The sequence below is a fragment of the Pseudomonas vanderleydeniana genome, assembly GCF_014268755.2.
GTDB classification, from domain to species: Bacteria; Pseudomonadota; Gammaproteobacteria; order Pseudomonadales; family Pseudomonadaceae; genus Aquipseudomonas; species Aquipseudomonas vanderleydeniana.
Genome location: NZ_CP077093.1, coordinates 2,196,709 through 2,216,921, shown reverse-complemented (window position 1 = coordinate 2,216,921; position 20,213 = coordinate 2,196,709). Strand labels below are relative to the sequence as shown.

The 20,213-nt window shown below is 62.5% G+C and carries 15 protein-coding genes and 1 other RNA gene; 7 read left to right on the top strand and 9 right to left on the bottom strand.

Features of this window, described 5'->3' with window-relative positions:
- Positions 1-108: 108 nt before the first annotated feature.
- Positions 109-765 (top strand): hypothetical protein, encoded by a 657-nt coding sequence (locus HU752_RS10010; protein ID WP_186681856.1) that lies wholly within the window; start codon positions 109-111, stop codon positions 763-765.
- Positions 747-1,532, top strand: coding sequence for a hypothetical protein (locus HU752_RS10005; RefSeq protein ID WP_186681858.1), 786 nt, complete (start codon positions 747-749; stop codon positions 1,530-1,532). The genes HU752_RS10010 and HU752_RS10005 overlap by 19 nt, the downstream gene beginning before the upstream one ends.
- A 64-nt stretch (positions 1,533-1,596) precedes the next feature.
- On the opposite strand, the gene HU752_RS10000 is transcribed toward HU752_RS10005, so the two are convergent.
- Together HU752_RS10000 and HU752_RS09995 are read right to left on the bottom strand one after the other, a co-directional pair.
- The gene (locus HU752_RS10000) at positions 1,597-2,226 is read right to left on the bottom strand and encodes a DUF6198 family protein (protein WP_186681860.1); all 630 of its coding nucleotides are present in this window, start codon (positions 2,224-2,226) and stop codon (positions 1,597-1,599) included.
- Entirely contained in the window at positions 2,213-2,398 is a 186-nt protein-coding gene (locus HU752_RS09995; protein WP_186681862.1) for a type II toxin-antitoxin system Phd/YefM family antitoxin, read from the bottom strand. The genes HU752_RS10000 and HU752_RS09995 overlap by 14 nt, the downstream gene beginning before the upstream one ends.
- Positions 2,399-2,585: 187 nt before the next feature.
- Between HU752_RS09995 and HU752_RS09990 the strand changes: the two genes are divergently transcribed.
- Positions 2,586-3,050, top strand: coding sequence for an Lrp/AsnC family transcriptional regulator (locus tag HU752_RS09990; RefSeq protein ID WP_186681864.1), 465 nt, complete (start codon positions 2,586-2,588; stop codon positions 3,048-3,050).
- A 145-nt stretch (positions 3,051-3,195) separates the two neighbouring features.
- On the opposite strand, the gene ffs is transcribed toward HU752_RS09990, so the two are convergent.
- The 6 genes from ffs to HU752_RS09960 form a co-directional block, all read right to left on the bottom strand.
- Positions 3,196-3,292: signal recognition particle sRNA small type (gene ffs / locus HU752_RS09985), an RNA gene on the bottom strand.
- Positions 3,293-3,617: 325 nt separating this feature from the next.
- Positions 3,618-3,932 (bottom strand): DUF6124 family protein, encoded by a 315-nt coding sequence (locus HU752_RS09980; protein ID WP_186681866.1) that lies wholly within the window; start codon positions 3,930-3,932, stop codon positions 3,618-3,620.
- Between the two features lie 1,234 nt (positions 3,933-5,166).
- Complete coding sequence (gene ligA, locus HU752_RS09975) at positions 5,167-7,524, bottom strand: NAD-dependent DNA ligase LigA (protein ID WP_186677198.1); 2,358 nt, start codon at positions 7,522-7,524, stop codon at positions 5,167-5,169.
- 151 nt (positions 7,525-7,675) lie between these two features.
- A complete protein-coding gene (zipA, locus tag HU752_RS09970) occupies positions 7,676-8,536 on the bottom strand; it encodes a cell division protein ZipA (protein ID WP_186677201.1) in 861 nt (286 codons plus the stop codon).
- Between the two features lie 263 nt (positions 8,537-8,799).
- A complete protein-coding gene (gene smc, locus HU752_RS09965) occupies positions 8,800-12,288 on the bottom strand; it encodes a chromosome segregation protein SMC (RefSeq protein WP_186677209.1) in 3,489 nt (1,162 codons plus the stop codon).
- A gap of 2 nt (positions 12,289-12,290) precedes the next feature.
- Entirely contained in the window at positions 12,291-12,950 is a 660-nt protein-coding gene (locus HU752_RS09960) for a GntR family transcriptional regulator (protein WP_186677211.1), read from the bottom strand.
- 257 nt (positions 12,951-13,207) lie between these two features.
- Between HU752_RS09960 and xdhA the strand changes: the two genes are divergently transcribed.
- The 4 genes from xdhA to guaD are packed head-to-tail and all read left to right on the top strand — an operon-like array spanning position 13,208 to position 19,187.
- The gene (gene xdhA, locus HU752_RS09955) at positions 13,208-14,662 is read left to right on the top strand and encodes a xanthine dehydrogenase small subunit (protein WP_186677212.1); all 1,455 of its coding nucleotides are present in this window, start codon (positions 13,208-13,210) and stop codon (positions 14,660-14,662) included.
- A complete protein-coding gene (xdhB, locus tag HU752_RS09950; RefSeq protein ID WP_186677213.1) occupies positions 14,655-17,018 on the top strand; it encodes a xanthine dehydrogenase molybdopterin binding subunit in 2,364 nt (787 codons plus the stop codon). The genes xdhA and xdhB overlap by 8 nt, the downstream gene beginning before the upstream one ends.
- A gap of 13 nt (positions 17,019-17,031) precedes the next feature.
- Positions 17,032-17,874 carry a xanthine dehydrogenase accessory protein XdhC gene (gene xdhC, locus HU752_RS09945; protein ID WP_186677214.1) on the top strand — a complete coding sequence of 281 codons (843 nt, stop codon included), beginning with the start codon at positions 17,032-17,034 and terminating at the stop codon, positions 17,872-17,874.
- Between the two features lie 8 nt (positions 17,875-17,882).
- On the top strand, positions 17,883-19,187 hold the full coding sequence (gene guaD, locus HU752_RS09940; RefSeq protein WP_186677215.1) for a guanine deaminase: 1,305 nt from the start codon (positions 17,883-17,885) through the stop codon (positions 19,185-19,187).
- Between the two features lie 249 nt (positions 19,188-19,436).
- Here the strand turns inward: guaD and HU752_RS09935 are convergent, their stop codons facing one another.
- Positions 19,437-20,192 carry a GntR family transcriptional regulator gene (locus HU752_RS09935; protein ID WP_186677217.1) on the bottom strand — a complete coding sequence of 252 codons (756 nt, stop codon included), beginning with the start codon at positions 20,190-20,192 and terminating at the stop codon, positions 19,437-19,439.
- Positions 20,193-20,213 lie beyond the last annotated feature (21 nt).

The window sequence follows — 20,213 nt, the reverse complement described above, 5'->3', positions numbered from 1 at the left end:
CTACACCGGAACAGTGGTTGATGCGATGATCCGCCCATTCAAAATGGGTGTCCTATGAAAATCATTTGTTTGCCAGCCTGGTTGATCGCGACCAGTGTCCTGGCCTGTTTGAGCCTGCCTGCGCAGGCGGAATGCCTGGTCAGCGCCTCAGGCAAAACCGGTTGGTGCGACAACGGTTCGACCGGTACGACGACGGCACCGAAACGCGCCACGCCGAAGATCAACGCCGAGCAAACCACGCAGATCATCAATGCGGTGGGCGCCATTGGCGAACTGCTCGACCAGCAGTCCGAGCAGAATACCGAGCAGCAGCGCCAGCGTGACGAGGCACTGCAGGAAGCCTATCGGCGCCAGGCGGAGGATCGCGTTCGGTTGCAGCAACAGGAGCAACAGCGTCAAGCGGCGCTCCTCAATGCCAACCAGTTGATCAGCAATGCCTCCCAGGACACCCAGGACTGGAAAAGTCGCGCACAGACTGAAGATGACACATCCACTTCGAGCACCTCGAACTGCGATTGCTCAAAGACAGTGGATATATGCAAGGCCAGTATCCAGATTGTGAAAAAGCTCAAGACCGGCGTTGATTTCAAGGTCAGCTCGTCCGAGGCGAGCTGTTCGAAAGTCAGCTACTTCATTGATAACACGCCCTACTTCACTGTGCTTTCCAACAGCCGAAGCGCGATCGAACATAGTGCCAGCCTGAAACCGATCTCCGCCTCTTCCTTTACCATCGAACGGTGTGACGTATGTGCCCGCAGTCGCTGAAGAAATCCGCTTTTGTACTGGGCATGGCCCTCTCTGTCCTGGGCATGCAGGGCCTGGCCTTCGCCGAGATGAAGAAGCTCCGCACCTGGCCTGCTGACATGCCTGTCGACAACCCGGCCCTCAAGGAACAGTACGAGTACGATCCGCTGGCGGGTAGCGATGACCAGCACAGGAACATCAGCACCACGGTCACATCGTGGCAGAACGGCAGAACCTATGTAACGTCCTGGCCGCCAAAACCCACGGACTCACAGGACATTCCAACCTATGCCCATAAAACCTTACCCATGTTTTATGGGCTGGAAACCTACAGCAGCGACCCCAGCATCAAGATCACGAAACTGAACCTGAAGACGAAGGGCAAAATGCCGTCGTCCGACTTTACCTATTACGTGGAAAAAACCATCCTGGTCAATGGCACAGCTTATAGCAAGAATGTCCTGGACTGTAAGTTCCAAGGACAGTTTGATGCCAGCCGGTATATAACCGGACTTCCTGGAAAACTGTACAAGTACAGTTGCATAAAAAGTGATGTATTCACATTCAACAACTCCCCATCGACCTCCACTTCGAACAACAACTATTACATCTCTGACTGGCTGCAGTCCGTGATCGCCATCCAGACTGGCAAGTACATGAGCAATGGCGAAGAGTTGAAGCTCGATACTGGCGCGTACCGTTACTCGACGGCGATGACGATTGTCACGCCCAATGGCGGGAAAACTGAAATCCTGATCGACGAAGCCGCGCGGAACCGATTGCCGTAACCGCTGCTACCCGCCAGCACTTTGCATTCACCACCAAGAGGCCCGTCCCGGGCCTCCCCTCAACTCAACCCCGGTAACGTCCGGGTTTGTGCCAGATGATCAGGATCGCGTTCATCGCCACGGTGCCCAGCAGCGACCAGACCATCTTCTCAAGAGGCAGGTACAGGCTCGCCACGATGAACAACGCCGCATCGCAGGCCAGTTGCGCGATACCGGCATTGATCGAAAACCGCCGCTGAATCCACAGCACCACCGACCCGGTGCCACCCATCGAGGCGTTGTGCCGGGCCAGGCAGAGGATACCCATCCCGAGAAACGTCCCGCCCAGGATGCAACCGATATCCGGATTGATACCCGACGCACTCAGCAATGGGCTGACCAGGCTGACACCCAGGCCCAGGGCGAAGCTGACCAGTACGCTCTTGAGCGTGAACGCCCGCCCCATGGTGAACAGCGCGAACAGCAGGAAAGGAACATTGATCGCCGGAACCAGCACCGACGGCGTGTAGGAACTGATGAACGAGCCCAACAGCGCCATGCCCGCGATACCGCCCGTAATCAGCCCGCTCTTGCCCAGGATCGCGATGCCGGTGGCGGCAAAGGCAATGCCGATGAACAGGCCATAGGCGTCGTCCAGCAGACTATGGCGAGGATAGGAAACCGGTAGCCCGGCCAGCTCGTCAGCGGAGCTCATAAGGGACACTCATCGGCGTGATGCCACGATTGGCGAGCCCCTCGACCGGAGTGATCCGGGCGATCTCGATGCCGTGGCGCACGATGACCACTTCAGTCCCATGGGTGACCTGCTCGAGGATGAATTCGAGACTGTCCTGCGCATCGTTCACGCCGTATTTCACTTGCTGCATGTCGTCGTTTCCTTTTGGGATGGCAGCCCTCTATGCCGGGCCTGGTGGGTTGCACCGGCGGCCCCGCTACGCCCCGCGTGGGGCGTATGGCTGGATGCTTAGTCTGGGCTTCGACGCGCGGAAAGTGCTTTCGTATTTTGTGGTGATAACGCTAGGATGCGGAAAATCCTTTCGTAGAAACCAGAGTATGCAAAAAAACAATCTTGATGAGATGGACCGGCGGATTTTGCGGGTCCTCAGCAAGGACGGCAGGGCCAGCCTGCAGGACATCGGCAAGCAGGTCGGCCTGTCATCGAGCCCCTGCTGGCAGCGGATCAAGCGGATGGAAGACGCCGGCGTGATCCAGGGCTACCAGGCGCGCATCGACATGACGGAACTGGGCTACCGCGATGGGCTGATCGTCATGGTCACGCTGGAGCACCACAGCGACGAGCAACTGGACAAGTTCGAGCAGGCACTGGCCGACATTCCCGAGGTCATCGAGGCGTACCTGGTATCAGGGGAGTACGACTACTTCCTACGCCTGGCAGTGAAGGACACCCGCGATTATGAGCGGCTGCTACGGGAGAAGCTCTACAAGATTCCAGGGCTGCGGCATTCGGTGTCGAGTTTTGTGCTGCGGCAGTTGAAGGCGGCGAGTGTGCCGCTTTAAGGGGCAAAGATCAGCAGCGAGGGGGTTGCTGATCTTTTCAAAAATTCAGATGAAGTAAAATGACACGACCATTCGGCCTGACAACATCACATTTCGATGCTTTTCACGGAAGAAATCTTGAAAAAGACTTACAGGATGGAGGCAACCCCACCAGCCACACCCCGGCACACAATGTTCCCGCTGTGGCTGCTCCCTTCCGGGCCTGACCAGGTTAACGGGTAATCGTTGCGGGGGGACCGATGGGGTCACCATAACAACACTCGCCTGGCAGCGAGCCGCGCCATTGTACCTAGATAACGGGAAGTTACAACCGCCAGGTGGCGTAAAAATTCGATGAGGGTCAAGTACTTGTCTGCTGGAGGGCTCACAGGAGCAACAGCGGGCCTGAAGTGCTGCCCAGCAGCGGGGGAATCCAGGACGGGGCAAAGGGTTGAGGCCATTCGCGGGCAAGCCACGCTCCTACAGGTTCGCGTCGCACACAAAATAAGCGGACGACACGACTCGGTAGGAGCGCGGCTTGCCCGCGAATGGGCCGGTAGGTCCCGCCCCTGAAACCGCCAAACAGGGTCAGGTGGTTATCTGTTTTGCATCCAGAAGCTCGTCGACATGGGTCTGGGCCAGGTCCACCAGATGGACGACGGCCAGGGCCAGTTTGCGGGTGGTGCCTTGCAGGCGGTCCGCGCATTCATAAGCGGTCGCGGAAGCCGACTGGAGGATTTCGTGGATCTGGGCTAGGGCGTCTTCGGGATTCGGCGATTCGAGTCGTGGGTGACGATCGACCAGGGAAGAGAGTTCGTAGTGAACGACCGCTCGGTCGACGGCGCATTGGCCGGCGGGGGATGACAGGTCTTCGGTTGGGGGATTGGGGGTGATCTTGAACATGGCGCTATTCCTACCTTGCTGGTTTGGAGCCATCACCCGCCCGCTTGCACGCGATTTAGGGTGGCAGCCATACGCAGGTGTGCAAGACCGGGGCAAGATAGGAAACCCGGCAGATCCCGAAGATCTCCCACGTACAGCCGCCATGACACGAACCTCAAACATGAGGATGCCTGAAGGTACAGGAGGAACAGTACGCCTGATCTTGCGGTCCGGACTTGCACGTCCGTATCACCGATTTTGCGGTGACAAGACGCAGACTAGTACCCGGTCGGAACAGGCGCAACGGGTTGGGATTTTCTAGGAAACTTCACGCAAGTTAAAGAGATCTTTCGACAATTGGCGTTTGCAAGGAAGGACTGCGACACACTTCTCGGCCCGGATAGCACGTGAAGGGTCAGCGATGTAGACGAACAGAAAAATCGGCTGCAGTTGAGGATATTTCTGACTGACAGGCAGTGAAAAGCTAGCCAAGCATAGGTCTGGCAGCCGCTGATTCAAGCGGTGTTCGCGAGGAAGTATTCGCGGATAAATTCAGCTCCCACAATGATGATCGCGCCGGACAAGAAGCTTGTGGACAGCCCGATACCTTGCCGACAACCGGCACCCACCAGGATTGCCGATCGTTCCCACGCTTTGCATGGGAATGCCTCCCAGGATGCTCCACGTCCACCCTGGTGACGTAGAACGTCACCGGCTGCATTCCCACGCGGAGCGTGGGAACGATCATCGGGGGTGGATAACAGACAACCGGCACCCACCAGGATTGCCGATCATTCCCACGCTCTGCGTGGGAATGCCTCCCAGGATGCTCCGCGTCCGCTCTGGTGACGTAGAACGTTACCGGCTGCATTCCCACGCGGAGCGTGGGAACGATCATCGGGGTGAATAGCAGGCAACCGGCGCCCACAGGATTGCCGATCGTTCCCACGCTCTGCATGGGAATGCCTCCCAGGATGCTCCACGCCCACCCTGGTGACGTAGAACGTCACCGGCTGCACTCCCACGCGGAGCGTGGGAACGATCATCGGGGGTGGATAACAGACAACCGGCACCCACCAGGATTGCCGATCGTTCCCACGCTCTGCGTGGGAATGCCTCCCAGGATGCTCCGCGTCCGCCCTGGTGACGTAGAACGTTACCGGCTGCATTCCCACGCGGAGCGTGGGAACGATCATCGGGGTGAATAGCAGGCAACCGGCGCCCACCAGAATTCACCGCCATGTTTGAGTGGGCGTCAGGCTTCGATACCGTGGGTTTTCAAGAAACCGACGAACGCTTCTTCGTCCAGCACCTTGAGACCCAGTTCGTTGGCCTTGGTCAGCTTGGAGCCGGCACCCGGGCCCGCGACCACGCAGTGGGTCTTGGCCGACACCGAGCCCGCCACCTTGGCGCCCAGGCTTTCCAGCTTGTCCTTGGCGACGTCGCGGCTCATCAGTTCCAGCGAACCGGTCAGCACCCAGGTCTGGCCGGTCAGCGGCAAGCCTTCCACAGCCTTTTTCTCGCTCTGCCAGTGCATGCCGAAATCACGCAGCTGCGCTTCGACCGCCAAGGCCCGCTCGGCATTGCCCGGCACATCGAAGAACTCCCGTACGGCCTTGGCCGGCTTTTCATTCAGCGCCTGGCGCAGGTCCAACCAGTCGGCGTTGATGATGCCTTCGACCGAACCGAACTTGGCCGCCAGTTTCTCCGCCGCCGTCGGCCCCACCGAGCTGATGTCCAGCTTGGCGATCAGCCCGCCCAGGGTGGTGCTGGCGGCAAACTCGGCACCCAGTTCGCCCTGGTCCTGCAGCACCAGGCCACGTTCGAGCAGTTGGCCGATGACGCTGCGGTTGTGCTCGTCCTCGAAGAAGCTGTGGATCTCGTGGGCCACTTCCAGGCCGATGTCCGGCAGGTAGGTCAGCACCGAGGGCAACGCCTGCATGACGCGCTCCAGCGAGCCCAGCGAGCGGGCCAGGACCTTGGCGGTCTCCTCGCCCACATCCGGGATGCCCAGGGCGTAGATGAAGCGCGCCAGGCTTGGCTGCTTGCTGTCGGCGATGGCCTGCAGCAGGTTGCTGGTCGACAGTTCGGCGAAACCTTCGAGGTCGACGATATCTTCGCGCTTGAGGGTGTAGAGGTCGGCTGGCGACGCGATCAGGTTTTCATCCACCAACTGCTCGATGGTCTTGTCGCCCAGGCCCTCGATGTCCATCGCCCGACGGGAGACGAAGTGGATGATCGCCTGCTTGAGTTGCGCGCCGCAGGCCAGGCGGCCGACGCAGCGGTACACCGCGCCTTCGCTGATGGTCTCGCGGCCCTTGCTGCGCTTTATCAATTGGGTGCGCTCGACATGGGAACCACACACCGGGCAGCTCTCGGGAATCTGCACCGCACGGGCGTTTTCCGGGCGGCGCTCGGTGACCACCTGGACCACCTGTGGAATCACGTCGCCGGCTCGGCGGATGATCACAGTGTCACCGATCATCAGGCCCAGGCGCGCCACTTCGTCCATGTTGTGCAGCGTGGCGTTGGAGACCGTGACGCCGGCGACCTTGACCGGCTTCAGGCGAGCCACCGGGGTGACCGCACCGGTACGGCCGACCTGGAACTCGACGTCGAGCAGCTCGGTGAGTTCTTCCATCGCCGGGAACTTGTGGGCGATCGCCCAGCGCGGCTCACGGGCACGGAAGCCCAGCTCGCGCTGGGACGCCAGGCTGTTGACCTTGAACACCACGCCGTCGATTTCATAGGGCAGCGCGTTGCGGCGCTCGCCGATGGCGCGGTAGTAGTCCAGGCATTGGTCGATACCCTTGGCCAGTTTCAGTTCATGGCTGATCGGCATGCCCCAGGCCTTGAGCTGCTGCAGGTTGCCGATGTGGCTGTCGGCAATATCCTGCGACACCTGACCCAGGCCGTAGCAGCAGAACTCCAGTGGACGGCTGGCAGTGATCTTCGAATCGAGCTGGCGCAGGCTGCCCGCGGCGGCGTTGCGCGGGTTGGCGAAGGTCTTGCCACCCGCCTCCGCCTGCGCGGCGTTGAGGCGTTCGAAGCCGGCCTTGGACATGAACACTTCGCCACGCACTTCGAGGGTCGCCGGCCAGCCAGTGCCTTGCAGTTTGAGCGGAATGTTGCGCACGGTGCGCACGTTGACGCTGATGTCTTCGCCGGTGGTGCCGTCGCCACGGGTGGCGCCGCGCACCAGCAGGCCGTCCTGGTACAGCAGGCTGACCGCCAGGCCATCGAGTTTCGGCTCGCAGCTGTACTCGACGGCCGCACCGCCCCCGAACAGATCAGCGGTCGGCAGGTCGAGGCCTTCGTTGACCCGGCGATCGAACTCGCGCATGTCGACTTCTTCGAAGGCGTTGCCCAGGCTCAGCATCGGGATTTCATGGCGGACCTGGGTGAACGCCGTCAGCGCCGCGCTGCCGACACGCTGGGTCGGCGAGTCGGCGGTGACCAGTTCCGGGTGTTCGGCTTCCAGGGCCTTGAGCTCGTGGTACAGGCGGTCGTATTCGGCGTCCGGAATGCTCGGTTCGTCGAGCACGTGGTAGCGGTAGTTGTGCTGATCCAGTTCAGCACGCAGCTCTAGAATACGGGTCTGGGCGGCGGTCATGGAGGGTCTCTCGGAAAGCAAAAGAGCAGCCGGGGCTGCTCAATATGTTAGTGCGGTTTCGGCGGTGAGCTGGAGGGCCTCTTCGCGGGCAAGCCCGGCTCCTACAGAATCTGGCTTGCCCGCAAAGAGGCCGGCAAGCCTGTCCAATCGATCAGCGCTTCTGGGTCAGCGCGCGACGTTCGAATTCGACGATGCGCTGGCGGTAGTGCTCGATGGTCTGGGCGGTCAGCACGCTGCGCTGGTCGTCCTTGAGCTCGCCATTGAGCTCCTGGGACAGCTTGCGCGCCGCAGCAACCATCACGTCGAAAGCCTGCTTCGGATAACGCGGGCCTGGCAGGCCGAGGAAGAAGCTCACCGCCGGCGTGCTGAAGTGGTCGATGTCGTCGAGGTCGAACACGCCCGGCTTGACCGCGTTGGCCATGGAGAACAGCACCTCGCCGTTGCCGGCCATGCTTTCGTGGCGGTGGAAGATGTCCATCTCGCCGAAGCGCAGGCCGCTTTCGAGGATGTTCTGCAGCAGCGCCGGGCCCTTGAAGCCATTCGGGTCGCGGCTGATCACGCTGATCACCAGCACTTCCTCGGCTGCGGGCTGGTCCTTGTCCTGACGATCCTTGTCCTGGCGCGGGGCCGGCTTGTGGTCATCGACGAAGTCGTCATCACGGCTGCTGAAGCTCGGGCCTTCCTCGTCCAGGTCAAGGTTCAGGTCGCCCTGGGTCGGCTCGCTCGCACGCTTGCCACGCTTGGACGGTTTTTCCCGTGGTTCACGCGCCGGCATGCTCACCGATGGCAGGTCATGCTCATCCAGTTCGGGTTCCTTCTGGGTTTCCAGCACGCGGGCCGGACCCAGCAGTTCGGGGTTGCTATCGTCATCCGGCAGATTCGAAAGACTGCGGTCCAGACGAAACTTGAGCTTGCCCTTGCCACCGCGCATCCGGCGCCAGCCATCAAAAAGAATACCGGCGATGACAATGATGCCGATGACGATCAGCCACTCGCGCAGACCGATTTCCATGTAATCCCGTGCCTCTAAAATAATGGTTCTATGAAGAAAGGGCGGAAAACCCTTTAAAGCGTGGTGCCAACTCTATGTTCTGACAGGCATTTTTTCCCACGCACAAGAAAATTGGACATTAAATTAACACGACCAAAGGTAACTTTACACCGTCTGTCGTACAGGGTATGCATTAATAAGTCCCCAATGAGCGGTGCTAGTTCCCGCAAGGCATGAGGAAAGCACCTTGCGCCCTGAATCCGTTGCCCTCGCCCGCCGCCGAATCAGGCGTCGACCATGGCCATCGCTTCCTCGACATCCACCGCCACCAACCGCGAACAGCCAGGTTCGTGCATCGTGACACCCATCAGTTGATCAGCCATTTCCATGGCGATCTTGTTGTGGGTGATATAGATGAATTGAACCGACTCGGACATTTCCTTGACCAGTCGGGCATAACGTCCAACGTTAGCGTCATCCAGCGGTGCGTCAACTTCGTCGAGCATACAGAACGGTGCCGGGTTCAACTTGAAGATGGAGAACACCAGGGCCAAGGCCGTCAAAGCCTTCTCGCCACCGGACAGCAAATGAATGGTGCTGTTCTTTTTCCCCGGGGGGCGCGCCATGATGGTCACGCCGGTGTCGAGCAGGTCATCGCCGGTCAGATCCAGGTAGGCACTGCCGCCACCGAACACTTTTGGAAACAAAGCTTGTAGGCCACCGTTGACCTGGTCGAAGGTGTCCTTGAAGCGGTTGCGGGTTTCCTTGTCGATCTTGCGGATGACGTTTTCCAGGGTCTCCAGGGCTTCGACCAGGTCGGCGTCCTGCGCATCCAGATAACGTTTACGCTCCGATTGTTGCCGATATTCGTCGATGGCCGCGAGGTTGATCGCCCCCAGGCGCTGGATGCGCCCGGCAATGCGCTCGAGCTCTTCCTCGGCCTCCTTCTCGCTGGCCCCGGCGACCAGGGTGGCGAGCACGCCGTGCAGGTCGTAGCCGTCTTCCAGCAACTGATCCTGCAGGGCCTTGCGGCGCACCGTCAGGGCCTGCCATTCCATGCGCTGCTGTTCGAGCTGGCCACGGATCAGCTGGGCCTGCTGCTCGGCCTGGCTGCGGCGCTTCTCGGCATCGCGCAGTTCGCGGTCGGCATCTTCCAGGGCGAGCTGCGCGGTCTTGAGTTCGACATCGACGCTCATGCGCCGGTCGAGCAACTCCTCGAGCTTGAGGCGCAATTCCTCGAGCGGGGCTTCGCCCTCCTCCAGGTTCAGGCTCAGTTGCTCGCGTTTTTCCGTCAGGCGCTCCGATTGCAACTCCAGGCGTTCCAGGGCCTGGCGGGTGGAGTCGTGCTGGGCCTTCAGCGAACCCAGGCGGACCGCCAGCTGGTGCGCATGATCCTTGTGCTGGCGAGCTTCCTGGCGCACCCGGTCGAGGCGCTCGCGCAGGCTGTCACGCTCAGCCAGCAGCAGCTCGCGCTGCTCGGCATCCACCGCCATCGTATCGAGCGCTTCCTGCAGTTGCAGGCGGGCTTCGCCGATGTCTTCATGCTCCTGCGCGCGCTGGGCGACCAGTTCTTCGACCTCCTCATCGAGCCGGGTACGACGCAGTTGCAACTGCTCGACCTTGGCCCTGGCGGCAGACAGCTTGGCTTTCAGTTCACCCTGCTGGCGGGCTTCGTCCTGCAGCAGCCGGCGCAAATGTTCACGCCCGGTTTCCTGCTGGCGCTGGGTGGCACGCAGGGTTTGCAGCCTGGTTTCGAGAGCGGCCAGGGTTTCCTCCAGCGCTTCGCGATCCAGGCCCAGCTGCTCGATTTCCTGTCCACGGGCGAGCACGCCGCTTTCGGCTTCACTGGCGCGACGCACCCGCAGGAAGTGCCGACCGACCCAGTAGCCATCACGACTGATCAGGCTTTCGCCCACCGCCAATTGACCCCGCAGGGCCAAGGCCTGCTCCAGGCTGTCGACCGGTTTGACCTGGCCCAGCCACGGCGACAGATCGATATCCGCCTCGACCTTTTCCAGCAGGCTGCCGGCGATCCGCGTGCCCTCCGCTGTCGGGGTCAGCAGGCGCAGGTCGCCCTGCTGGAAACCACCGAGGTCAAGCCCGGCGAAGTTGTCCACCAGCACCGCCTGCAGGTCGGCGCCGAGTACGGTTTCCACCGCCAGTTCCCAACCGGGCTGGACCTTCAGGCCCTGCGCCAGGCGTGGACGCTCGGCGAGTTGTTGATCACGCAGCCATTCGGCGGTGCCGGTCCCCGGATCCAGCGCCGCCTGCTGCAAGGCCTCAAGGGAGGCGAGACGGCCGACCAGCCGTTGCAGGTCGCCCTGGGCCTGTTGCTGCTCCTGGGTGGTCTTGTGCAGGTCCTGGCGCAGTTGCTCCAGGCGCTCGACCTGGCCTTCTTCGCTGGCCTGCAGGTCTTCCAGGGTCTGTTCGCTCTCGGCCAGTTGCTCGGTCAGTTCGAGAATCGCCTCGTCTTCCGGGTCGGCGGCGAGCAAGGCGCGCTCTTCGACCAGGCGCCGCTGGCGCTCGGCCAGGCGTTCCAGGCTGGCCTCCAACTGCTGGATGCGCGACTGCTGGACTTCCGCCTGGCGTCGCGGCTCGGACGAGCGCAGGTTGAAACCGTCCCACTGCTCCTGCCAGCCATGCATGGTGGCCTCGGATTGCTCCAACACGGCGGCCGCCTCTTCGGCGGCGGCGGTGGTCAGCTCCTGCTCGGGCTCGAGCATCGCCAACTCTTCACCAAGGGTCGCCAGCAGGGTGCGGTCATGCCCCAGGTGCGACTCGGTTTCCAGCCGCGAACGTTCGGCCTCGCGCAGGTCGTCCTGCAACTGGCGCAGGCGCTGCTGGCCGTGCTGGATGCTCTGTTCGACCCGGGCGATATCGCCACCCACCGAGTAGAACCGCCCCTGCACCTGGTTGAAACGTTCCGACAATTCATGGTGACCATCACGCAGGCGCTCGATGCTCGCATCGGCGTTGCGCTGCTCGGCCACCAAGGCTTCGAAGCTGATTTCCTGGTTGCCGATGACCGACTCGCGCTGGCCGACCTGATCGTTCAGCGCCTGCCAGCGCAAGGCCGACAGCTGTGCCTTGAGCTGGCGCTCCTCGGCCTTGTATTCCTGGTATTTCTCGGCGGCCTGGGCCTGGCGGTGCAAGCGCTCGAGCTGGCGCTCGAGTTCCTCGCGCAGGTCGGTCAGGCGCGCCAGGTTCTCGTGGGTGCGGCGGATACGGCTTTCCGTCTCACGCCGGCGCTCCTTGTACTTGGAGATCCCCGCGGCTTCCTCGATGAAATTGCGCAGGTCTTCCGGCTTGGCCTCGATCAGCTTGGAGATCATCCCCTGCTCGATGATCGAGTAGCTGCGCGGACCGAGGCCCGTGCCGAGGAAGATGTCGGTGATGTCCTTGCGGCGGCACTTGGTGCCGTTGAGGAAATAGCTGTTCTGGCTGTCGCGGGTCACCTTGCGGCGAATGGAGATTTCCGCATAGGCCGCGTACTCGCCGACCAGGGTGCCGTCGGAGTTGTCGAACACCAGTTCGATGCTCGCCTGGCTGACCGGCTTGCGGCTGGTGGAGCCGTTGAAGATGACGTCGGTCATCGACTCGCCGCGCAGGTTCTTCGCCGAGCTCTCGCCCATCACCCAACGGACGGCGTCGATGATGTTCGACTTGCCGCAACCGTTGGGGCCGACCACGGCCGCCATGTTGCTGGGGAAGGTCACCGTGGTCGGGTCGACGAAGGATTTGAACCCCGCCAACTTGATGCACTTGAGCCGCACGTTTAGTCGACCGCCAGGGCAGACAGCACGATGTCACAGCTGCGCTGGGCATAGCTGGCCAATACCGAGCGAATCAGCGGCAGGTCACGGGCCAGTACCGCCGCCAGCAGGCGGGCGAACAGTTCCAGGTACTCGCTCATTTCCGCCTTGCGCCGCTCCAGCGCCAGGTAGTAGGCGCGACTCATGGCCGGCTGCAGGTTCTCGACGGTTTCCTGCAGGTACGGGTTGTCGGCGAACGGATACGCGGCGCGCATCACATTGAAGCTGTCTTCGACGAAGCTGCGGATGTCCTGGCGCTCGTAGCTGTCGCTCAGGCGCTGTTGCAACTGCAGGAACGGCGCGAGGTCGGCCTGCACCTGCCAGCGCTGGGCCACGGCGTTGCCGAGCAGGATGTACAGCTCGCTCATCAATGTGCACAGGCTCTGCACCTTGTGCGCGGTCAACTCGGTCACATGGGCGCCACGGCGTGGCAGGATCGCGATCAGGTGGCGCCGTTCGAGAATCAGCAAGGCTTCACGCACGGAGCCACGGCTGACATTGAGTGCCAGCGTGACCTTCTGTTCCTGGATGCGCTCCCCGGGTTTGAGTTCGCCGCGGATGATGCGTTCGGCGAGGTGGTGAGCAATCTGCTCGGCGAGGCTGTCCGGCGCCTTGAACGTCATGGTTTTCCTTCAAAAATCTTTGGTCAGTGCAAGCGGCGCAGTGTAGCGCAATTGCTACATGATGGCGCAGCGCCAAATGGCCGGAATTTGGCACGAAATACGCATTTCATCCGGGGCTAGACTTTCATGAAGAGCCGCTCCCTGTCGGTATTTGTAAAAACTTGACCTTACGGTCAGATTTTTGTTGACCTAAAAGTCAGACAACAATAGATTCTGCCCTAACGGTCAACAATAATAATGAGTCTGCGAGGCCTTCCGTGATCCAGTTTCTTCTCAACCAGGAACTCCGTAGCGAGCACACCCTGGACCCGAACCTGACGGTACTCAACTACCTGCGTGAACACCTGGGCCGCCCCGGCACCAAGGAAGGCTGCGCCAGTGGCGACTGCGGTGCCTGTACCGTGGTGGTCGGCGAGCTGCACACCGATGAAACCGGCACCGAGCGCATTCGTTATCGCAGCCTCAACGCCTGCCTGACCTTCGTCGCCGCGCTGCACGGCAAGCAGCTGATCAGTGTCGAGGACCTCAAGCACCAGGGCCAGCTGCACAGCGTGCAACAGGCCATGGTCGACTGCCACGGCTCGCAGTGCGGCTTCTGCACACCGGGTTTCGTCATGTCGCTGTTCGCCCTGCAGAAGAACAGCCAGGCCCCGGACCGTCATCAGGCCCACGAAGCCCTGGCCGGCAACCTGTGCCGCTGCACCGGCTACCGGCCGATTCTCGCCGCTGCCGAACAGGCCTGCTGCAACAAGCCGGGCGACCAGTTCGATGCCCGCCAGGCGCAGACCATCGCCCGCCTGAAGGCCATCGCCCCCAGCGACACCGGCGAGTTGAACAGCGGCGACAAGCGCTGCCTGGTGCCGCTGACCGTCGCCGACCTGGCCGAGCTCTACGAGTCTTACCCGCAGGCCCGCCTGCTGGCCGGTGGCACCGACCTGGCGCTGGAGGTCACCCAGTTCCACCGTCCACTGCCGGTTATGATCCATGTCAGTCAGGTCGCCGAACTCAAGCGCATCAAACGTTTCGATGACCGCCTGGAAATCGGGGCGGCAGTTCCCCTCTCCGATTGTCATGCCGCCCTGGCGGACGAGTACCCGGATTTCGGCGAACTGCTGCAACGCTTCGCCTCGTTGCAGATCCGCAACCAGGGCACCCTTGGCGGCAACATTGGCAACGCCTCGCCGATCGGTGACTCACCGCCCCTGCTGATCGCCCTAGGCGCACACCTGGTGCTGCGCAAGGGCACCGGCACTCGCACACTGGCGCTGGAGGACTATTTCATCGACTACCGGGTGACCGCCCGCCAGGACAGTGAATTCATCGAGAGAATCATCGTGCCGAGGGCCAGCGCCGAACGACAGTTCCGCGCCTACAAGGTCTCCAAGCGGCTCGACGACGATATCTCCGCGGTCTGTGCCGCGTTCAACCTGCGCCTCGAGCATGGCGTGGTCGCCGAGGCGCGGATCGCCTTCGGCGGCATGGCGGCAATTCCCAAACGCGCCCGGGCCTGTGAAGCCGCGCTGGTCGGCCAACCCTGGAGCCAGGCCAGCCTCGAACAGGCCTGCGCAGCCCTGGCCGAGGACTTCACGCCGCTGTCGGACTTCCGCGCCAGCAAGGAGTACCGCCTGCTCAGCGCGCAGAACCTGCTGCGCAAGTACTTCATCGAACTGCAGACGCCACACATCGAAACCCGGGTGACCGCCTATGTCTAACCATTGCGCCGTGGAAAAAACCCAGGCCGAGCTCGCCGAACTGTTCGCCCGCGACCTGAACAGTGGCGTCGGTCGCAGCGTCAAGCACGAGAGCGCCGACAAGCATGTGGCCGGCGAAGCGGTGTATATCGACGACCGCCTGGAATTCCCCAACCAGCTGCATGTATATGCACGGCTTTCAGACCGCGCCCATGCGCGCATCCTGAGGATCGACACCACGCCCTGCCATGCCTTCGACGGCGTGCGTATCGTCATCACCCACGAGGACATTCCCGGCCTCAAGGACATCGGCCCGCTGCTGCCCGGTGATCCGCTGCTGGCGATCGACAAGGTCGAGTTCGTTGGCCAGCCGGTGCTCGCCGTCGCTGCACGGGACATGGAAACCGCCCGCCAGGCGGCCATGGCAGCCATCATCGAATATGAGGACCTGGAGCCGGTGCTGGACGTGGTCGAGGCCTTGCGCAAGCGTCATTTCGTCCTCGAGAGCCACACCCATCGGCGCGGCGACTCGGCCGCGGCCCTGGCCAGCGCCGAACATCGCATCCAGGGCAGCCTGCACATCGGCGGCCAGGAACACTTCTACCTGGAAACCCAGATCTCCTCGGTGATGCCCACCGAGGACGGCGGGATGATCGTCTACTGCTCGACGCAGAACCCTACCGAAGTGCAGAAGCTGGTGGCCGAAGTACTCGCCGTGCCGATGAACAAGGTGGTGGTCGACATGCGCCGGATGGGTGGAGGCTTTGGCGGCAAGGAGACCCAGGCGGCCAGCCCGGCCTGCCTGTGCGCGGTGGTCGCGCGCCTGACCGGGCAGCCGACCAAGATGCGCCTGCCGCGGGTCGAGGACATGCTGATGACCGGCAAGCGCCACCCCTTCTACATCGAATACGACGTCGGCTTCGACAGCCGCGGCCGGCTGCACGGGATCAACCTCGAGCTGTCCGGCAACTGCGGCTGCTCGCCGGACCTCTCGGCGTCGATCGTCGACCGCGCCATGTTCCACGCCGACAACGCCTATTACCTGGGCGATGCGACGGTCAACGGCCACCGCTGCAAGACCCACACCGCGTCGAACACCGCCTACCGCGGCTTCGGCGGCCCACAGGGGATGGTCGCCATCGAGGAGGTGATGGACCACATCGCCCGTCACCTCGGCCTCGATCCGCTGGCGGTGCGCAAGGTCAACTACTACGGCAAGACCGAACGCAACATCACCCATTACTACCAGACCGTCGAGCACAACCTGCTCGAGGAAATGACCGCCGAGCTGGAGGCCAGCAGCCAGTATGCCGAGCGCCGGGAAACCATCCGGCGCTACAACGCCCACAGCCCGATCCTGAAAAAGGGCCTGGCACTGACCCCGGTGAAATTCGGCATTTCCTTCACCGCCAGCTTCCTCAACCAGGCCGGCGCACTGGTGCACGTCTATACCGACGGCAGCATCCACCTGAACCACGGTGGCACCGAGATGGGCCAGGGCCTGAACACCAAGGTCGCGCAAGTAGTGGCCGAGGTGTTCCAGGTGGAAATCGACCGGGTGCAGATCACCGCGACCAACACCGACAAGGTGCCGAACACCTCGCCCACTGCCGCCTCAAGCGGCGCCGACCTGAACGGCAAGGCGGCGCAGAATGCTGCAGAAACCATCAAGCAGCGACTGGTGGAGTTTGCCGCGCGGCAGTACAAGGTCAGCGCGGAGGATGTCGAGTTCCACAACGGCCATGTGCGGGTCCGCGACCAGATCCTGACCTTCGAGGCGCTGATCCAGCAGGCCTATTTCGCCCAGGTGTCGCTGTCCAGCACCGGCTTCTACAAGACCCCGAAGATCTACTACGACCGCAGCCAGGCCCGCGGTCGGCCGTTCTACTACTATGCCTATGGCGCAGCCTGCGCCGAGGTGATCGTCGACACCCTGACCGGCGAGTACAAGATGCTGCGCACCGACATCCTGCATGACGTCGGTGCCTCGCTGAACCCCGCCATCGATATCGGCCAGGTCGAAGGCGGCTTCGTCCAGGGCATGGGCTGGCTGACCATGGAGGAACTGGTGTGGAACGCCAAGGGCAAGCTGATGACCAATGGCCCGGCCAGCTACAAGATCCCGGCAGTGGCCGACATGCCGATCGACCTGCGGGTCAGGCTGGTGGAGAACCGCAAGAATCCGGAGGACACGGTGTTCCACTCCAAGGCCGTGGGTGAGCCACCGTTCATGCTCGGGATTGCCGTATGGTGTGCGCTGAAGGATGCGGTGGCGAGCCTCGCCGACTACCGGCTGCAACCGAAGATCGACGCACCGGCGACACCGGAGCGGGTGCTGTGGGGCTGCGAGCAGATGCGCAAGGCCAGGGACGAGTGATCGGGAGACTTTCATGAACTATTGGCTCAGCGCCCTCGCCGACCTGCAGAACCAGGGGCTACCCTGCGTGCTGGTGACGATCATCGAAGAACAGGGCTCGACCCCACGCAACGCCGGTTCGAAGATGGTCATCAGCGCCACCGGCACCTTCGACACCATCGGCGGCGGCCACCTGGAATACAAGGCCACGCAGATCGCCCGGGACATGCTCGCCGGCGGCCAGCAAGGCACTCGCCTGGAACGCTTTAGCCTGGGCGCCAGCCTCGGCCAGTGCTGTGGCGGCGCCACGGTGCTGCTGTTCGAACCCATGGGCCAGGTCCAGGCGCAGATCGCCGTGTTCGGCGCGGGCCATGTCGGCCGTGCCCTGGTACCCTTGCTCGCCAGCCTGCCCTGTCGGGTGCGCTGGATCGATTCGCGCGAGCAGGAATTCCCCGCGCTGATTCCCGAGGGCGTGCGCAAGATCGTCAGCGAAGAGCCGCTGGAGGAAATCGACCACCTGCCCGTCGGCTGCTACTGCGTGGTCATGACCCATAACCACCCGCTCGACCTCGAGCTCACCGCCGCCCTGCTCAAGCGCAACGACTTCGCCTACTTCGGCCTGATCGGCTCGAAGACCAAGCGGGTGAAGTTCGAACATCGCCTGCGTGAACGCGGCTTCGACAATGCAGCGCTGCAACGCATGCGCTGCCCGATGGGGCTGGCCGAGGTCAAGGGCAAGCTGCCGGCGGAAATCGCCATCTCCATCGCCGGCGAGATCATCGCCACCTACAACGCGAATTTCGGCCAGCACGACGCGAGCGTCGAACCCATTGCCAAACTGCTGCCGGCCTCGCGCCGCAGCCAAGCCACGAACTGAGAAAGACCATGCCTGCAACCCGCAAAGCCTACCGCGCCGCCATCCTGCACAGCCTCGCCGATCCGGCCGAAGTTGGCATCGACGCCTCCTACGAGTATTTCGAGGACGGCGTGCTGCTGGTCGAGAACGGCCGGATCGGTGCCATCGGCCACGCCCGCAACCTGCTGCCGACACTGGCCGCCGACACCGAAGTCGTCCACTACCCCGACGCGCTGATCACACCGGGCTTCATCGACACCCACATCCACCTGCCCCAGACCGGCATGGTCGGTGCCTACGGCGAGCAGTTGCTCGACTGGTTGAACACCTACACGTTCCCCTGCGAAAGCCAGTTCGCCGACCCGGCGCACGCCGCCGAGGTCGCGGATATCTTCATCAGGGAACTGCTGCGCAACGGCACCACCACCGCACTGGTGTTCGCCAGCGTGCACCCGGAGTCGGTCGAGGCGTTCTTCGAGGCCGCGCAAAAGCTGGACCTGCGGATGATCGCCGGCAAGGTGATGATGGACCGCAACGCGCCGGACTATCTGACCGATACCGCCGAGTCGAGCTATGCCGAAAGCAAGGCACTGATCGAGCGCTGGCATGGCAAGGGGCGCCTGCACTATGCGGTGACTCCGCGCTTCGCGCCGACCTCGACGCCAGAGCAGTTGACGCTCGCCGGCCAGTTGCTCGCCGAGTACCCGGACCTGTACATGCAGACTCACATCAGCGAGAACCTGCAGGAAATCGAATGGGTCAAGGAGCTGTTCCCCGAGCGCAAGGGCTACCTGGATGTGTATGACCATTACCAGCTGCTGGGTGAGCGCTCGGTCTTCGCCCACGGCGTGCACCTGTGCGACGACGAGTGTGCACGGTTGGCCGAGACCGGCTCGGCGGTGGCGTTCTGTCCGACCTCCAACTTCTTCCTCGGCAGCGGCCTGTTCAACCTGCCGCAGGCCGAGAAGCACAAACTCAATGTCGGGATCGGCACGGATGTCGGCGCCGGCACCAGTTTCTCGATCCTGCACACACTGAATGAGGCCTACAAGGTGATGCAACTGCAGGGAGCCCGCCTGAGCCCGTTCAAATCGCTTTACCTGGCAACCCTCGGTGGCGCCCGGGCGTTGCGCCTGGAACAGCGGATTGGAGACCTGCGGCCGGGCAGCGATGCCGATTTCGTGGTACTCGACTACCACGCCACGCCGCTGCTGAGCTACCGCCTGCAACAGGCTCGCGACATCGCCGAGAAGCTGTTCGTATTGATGACCCTGGGAGATGACCGCACGGTGCTGCAGACCTATGCGGCGGGAAGACTGGTGCACCAGCGCTGATACCATGCCGGCTTGGTGGGCCCCACCATGCTGTGGAACAACTTGGATCTGTGGGAGCTCTGGATCTGTGGGAGCTCTGGATCTGTGGGAGCTCTGGATCTGTGGGAGCTCTGGATCTGTGGGAGCTCTGGATCTGTGGGAGCCGGATTTATCCGCGAAGAGGCCCGTGAGATCGCTAAAAAGCTTCGCGGATAAATCCGGCTCCCACAGGTCTGGACTGCCCCCCTGTGCAGGAACCTCAGGAAAGACCTAGGACCTTGCCGACGACCGCTTGGTCTGCAGCAGGTGCGAGAACACCGCATGCAGGTCATCCGACGCACTCTCCTCGTCGAGGTTGAGCTTGCTGTCGATGTGATCCATGTGGTGCATCATCAGCTCCACCGCCTGCGCCGCATCCCGTGCCTCGATGGCATCGATCAGTTGGCTGTGCTCGTCATAGGAGCAATGCGAGCGGTTGCCGCTTTCATACTGGGCAATGATCAGCGAGGTCTGCGACACCAGGCTGCGCTGGAAGCTGATCAGCGGGGCATTCATCGCCGCTTCCGCCAGTTTCAGGTGGAACTCGCCAGACAGTCGAATCCCCGCGCCGCGATCGCCACGGGAGAAGCTCTCGCGCTCGTCGCGAACCATCTGCCGCAGCTCGGCCAACTGCTCGGCCGTCGCATGCTGCACCGCCAGTTCCGTGATCGCCTTTTCCACCATGCGCCGGGCGAAGAACACCTGGCGGGCTTCCTCGACGCTCGGGCTGGCGACCACCGCACCACGGTTGGGCCGCAGCAGCACCACGCCTTCATGGGCCAGGCGCGACAGGGCGCGGCGAATGATGGTCCGACTGACCCCGAAAATCTCCCCCAGCGCCTCTTCGCTCAGCTTGGTACCGGGCGCCAGGCGCTGTTCGAGGATCGCCTCGAAAATGTGCGCGTAGACGATATCGTCCTGGGTCACGCTGCGGCCGGTCTTGCCTGCTCGCGGTTGTTTCTTGAGGGGCTGCAACTGTTCGTTCATGGGCACTCGAGTCGGAAACGG

Bases quoted from the DNA above. Each gene is read 5' to 3' on its own strand.
- HU752_RS10005 (WP_186681858.1), top strand. From the start codon at position 747: ATGTGCCCGCAGTCGCTGAAGAAATCCGCTTTTGTACTGGGCATGGCC.
- HU752_RS09980 (WP_186681866.1), bottom strand. From the start codon at position 3,932: ATGTTCAAGATCACCCCCAATCCCCCAACCGAAGACCTGTCATCCCCC.
- HU752_RS10000 (WP_186681860.1), bottom strand. From the start codon at position 2,226: ATGAGCTCCGCTGACGAGCTGGCCGGGCTACCGGTTTCCTATCCTCGC.
- HU752_RS09960 (WP_186677211.1), bottom strand. From the start codon at position 12,950: ATGACGTTCAAGGCGCCGGACAGCCTCGCCGAGCAGATTGCTCACCAC.
- HU752_RS09935 (WP_186677217.1), bottom strand. From the start codon at position 20,192: ATGAACGAACAGTTGCAGCCCCTCAAGAAACAACCGCGAGCAGGCAAG.
- xdhB (WP_186677213.1), top strand. From the start codon at position 14,655: ATGTCTAACCATTGCGCCGTGGAAAAAACCCAGGCCGAGCTCGCCGAA.
- HU752_RS09995 (WP_186681862.1), bottom strand. From the start codon at position 2,398: ATGCAGCAAGTGAAATACGGCGTGAACGATGCGCAGGACAGTCTCGAA.
- ligA (WP_186677198.1), bottom strand. From the start codon at position 7,524: ATGACCGCCGCCCAGACCCGTATTCTAGAGCTGCGTGCTGAACTGGAT.
- HU752_RS09990 (WP_186681864.1), top strand. From the start codon at position 2,586: ATGCAAAAAAACAATCTTGATGAGATGGACCGGCGGATTTTGCGGGTC.
- xdhC (WP_186677214.1), top strand. From the start codon at position 17,032: ATGAACTATTGGCTCAGCGCCCTCGCCGACCTGCAGAACCAGGGGCTA.
- guaD (WP_186677215.1), top strand. From the start codon at position 17,883: ATGCCTGCAACCCGCAAAGCCTACCGCGCCGCCATCCTGCACAGCCTC.
- zipA (WP_186677201.1), bottom strand. From the start codon at position 8,536: ATGGAAATCGGTCTGCGCGAGTGGCTGATCGTCATCGGCATCATTGTC.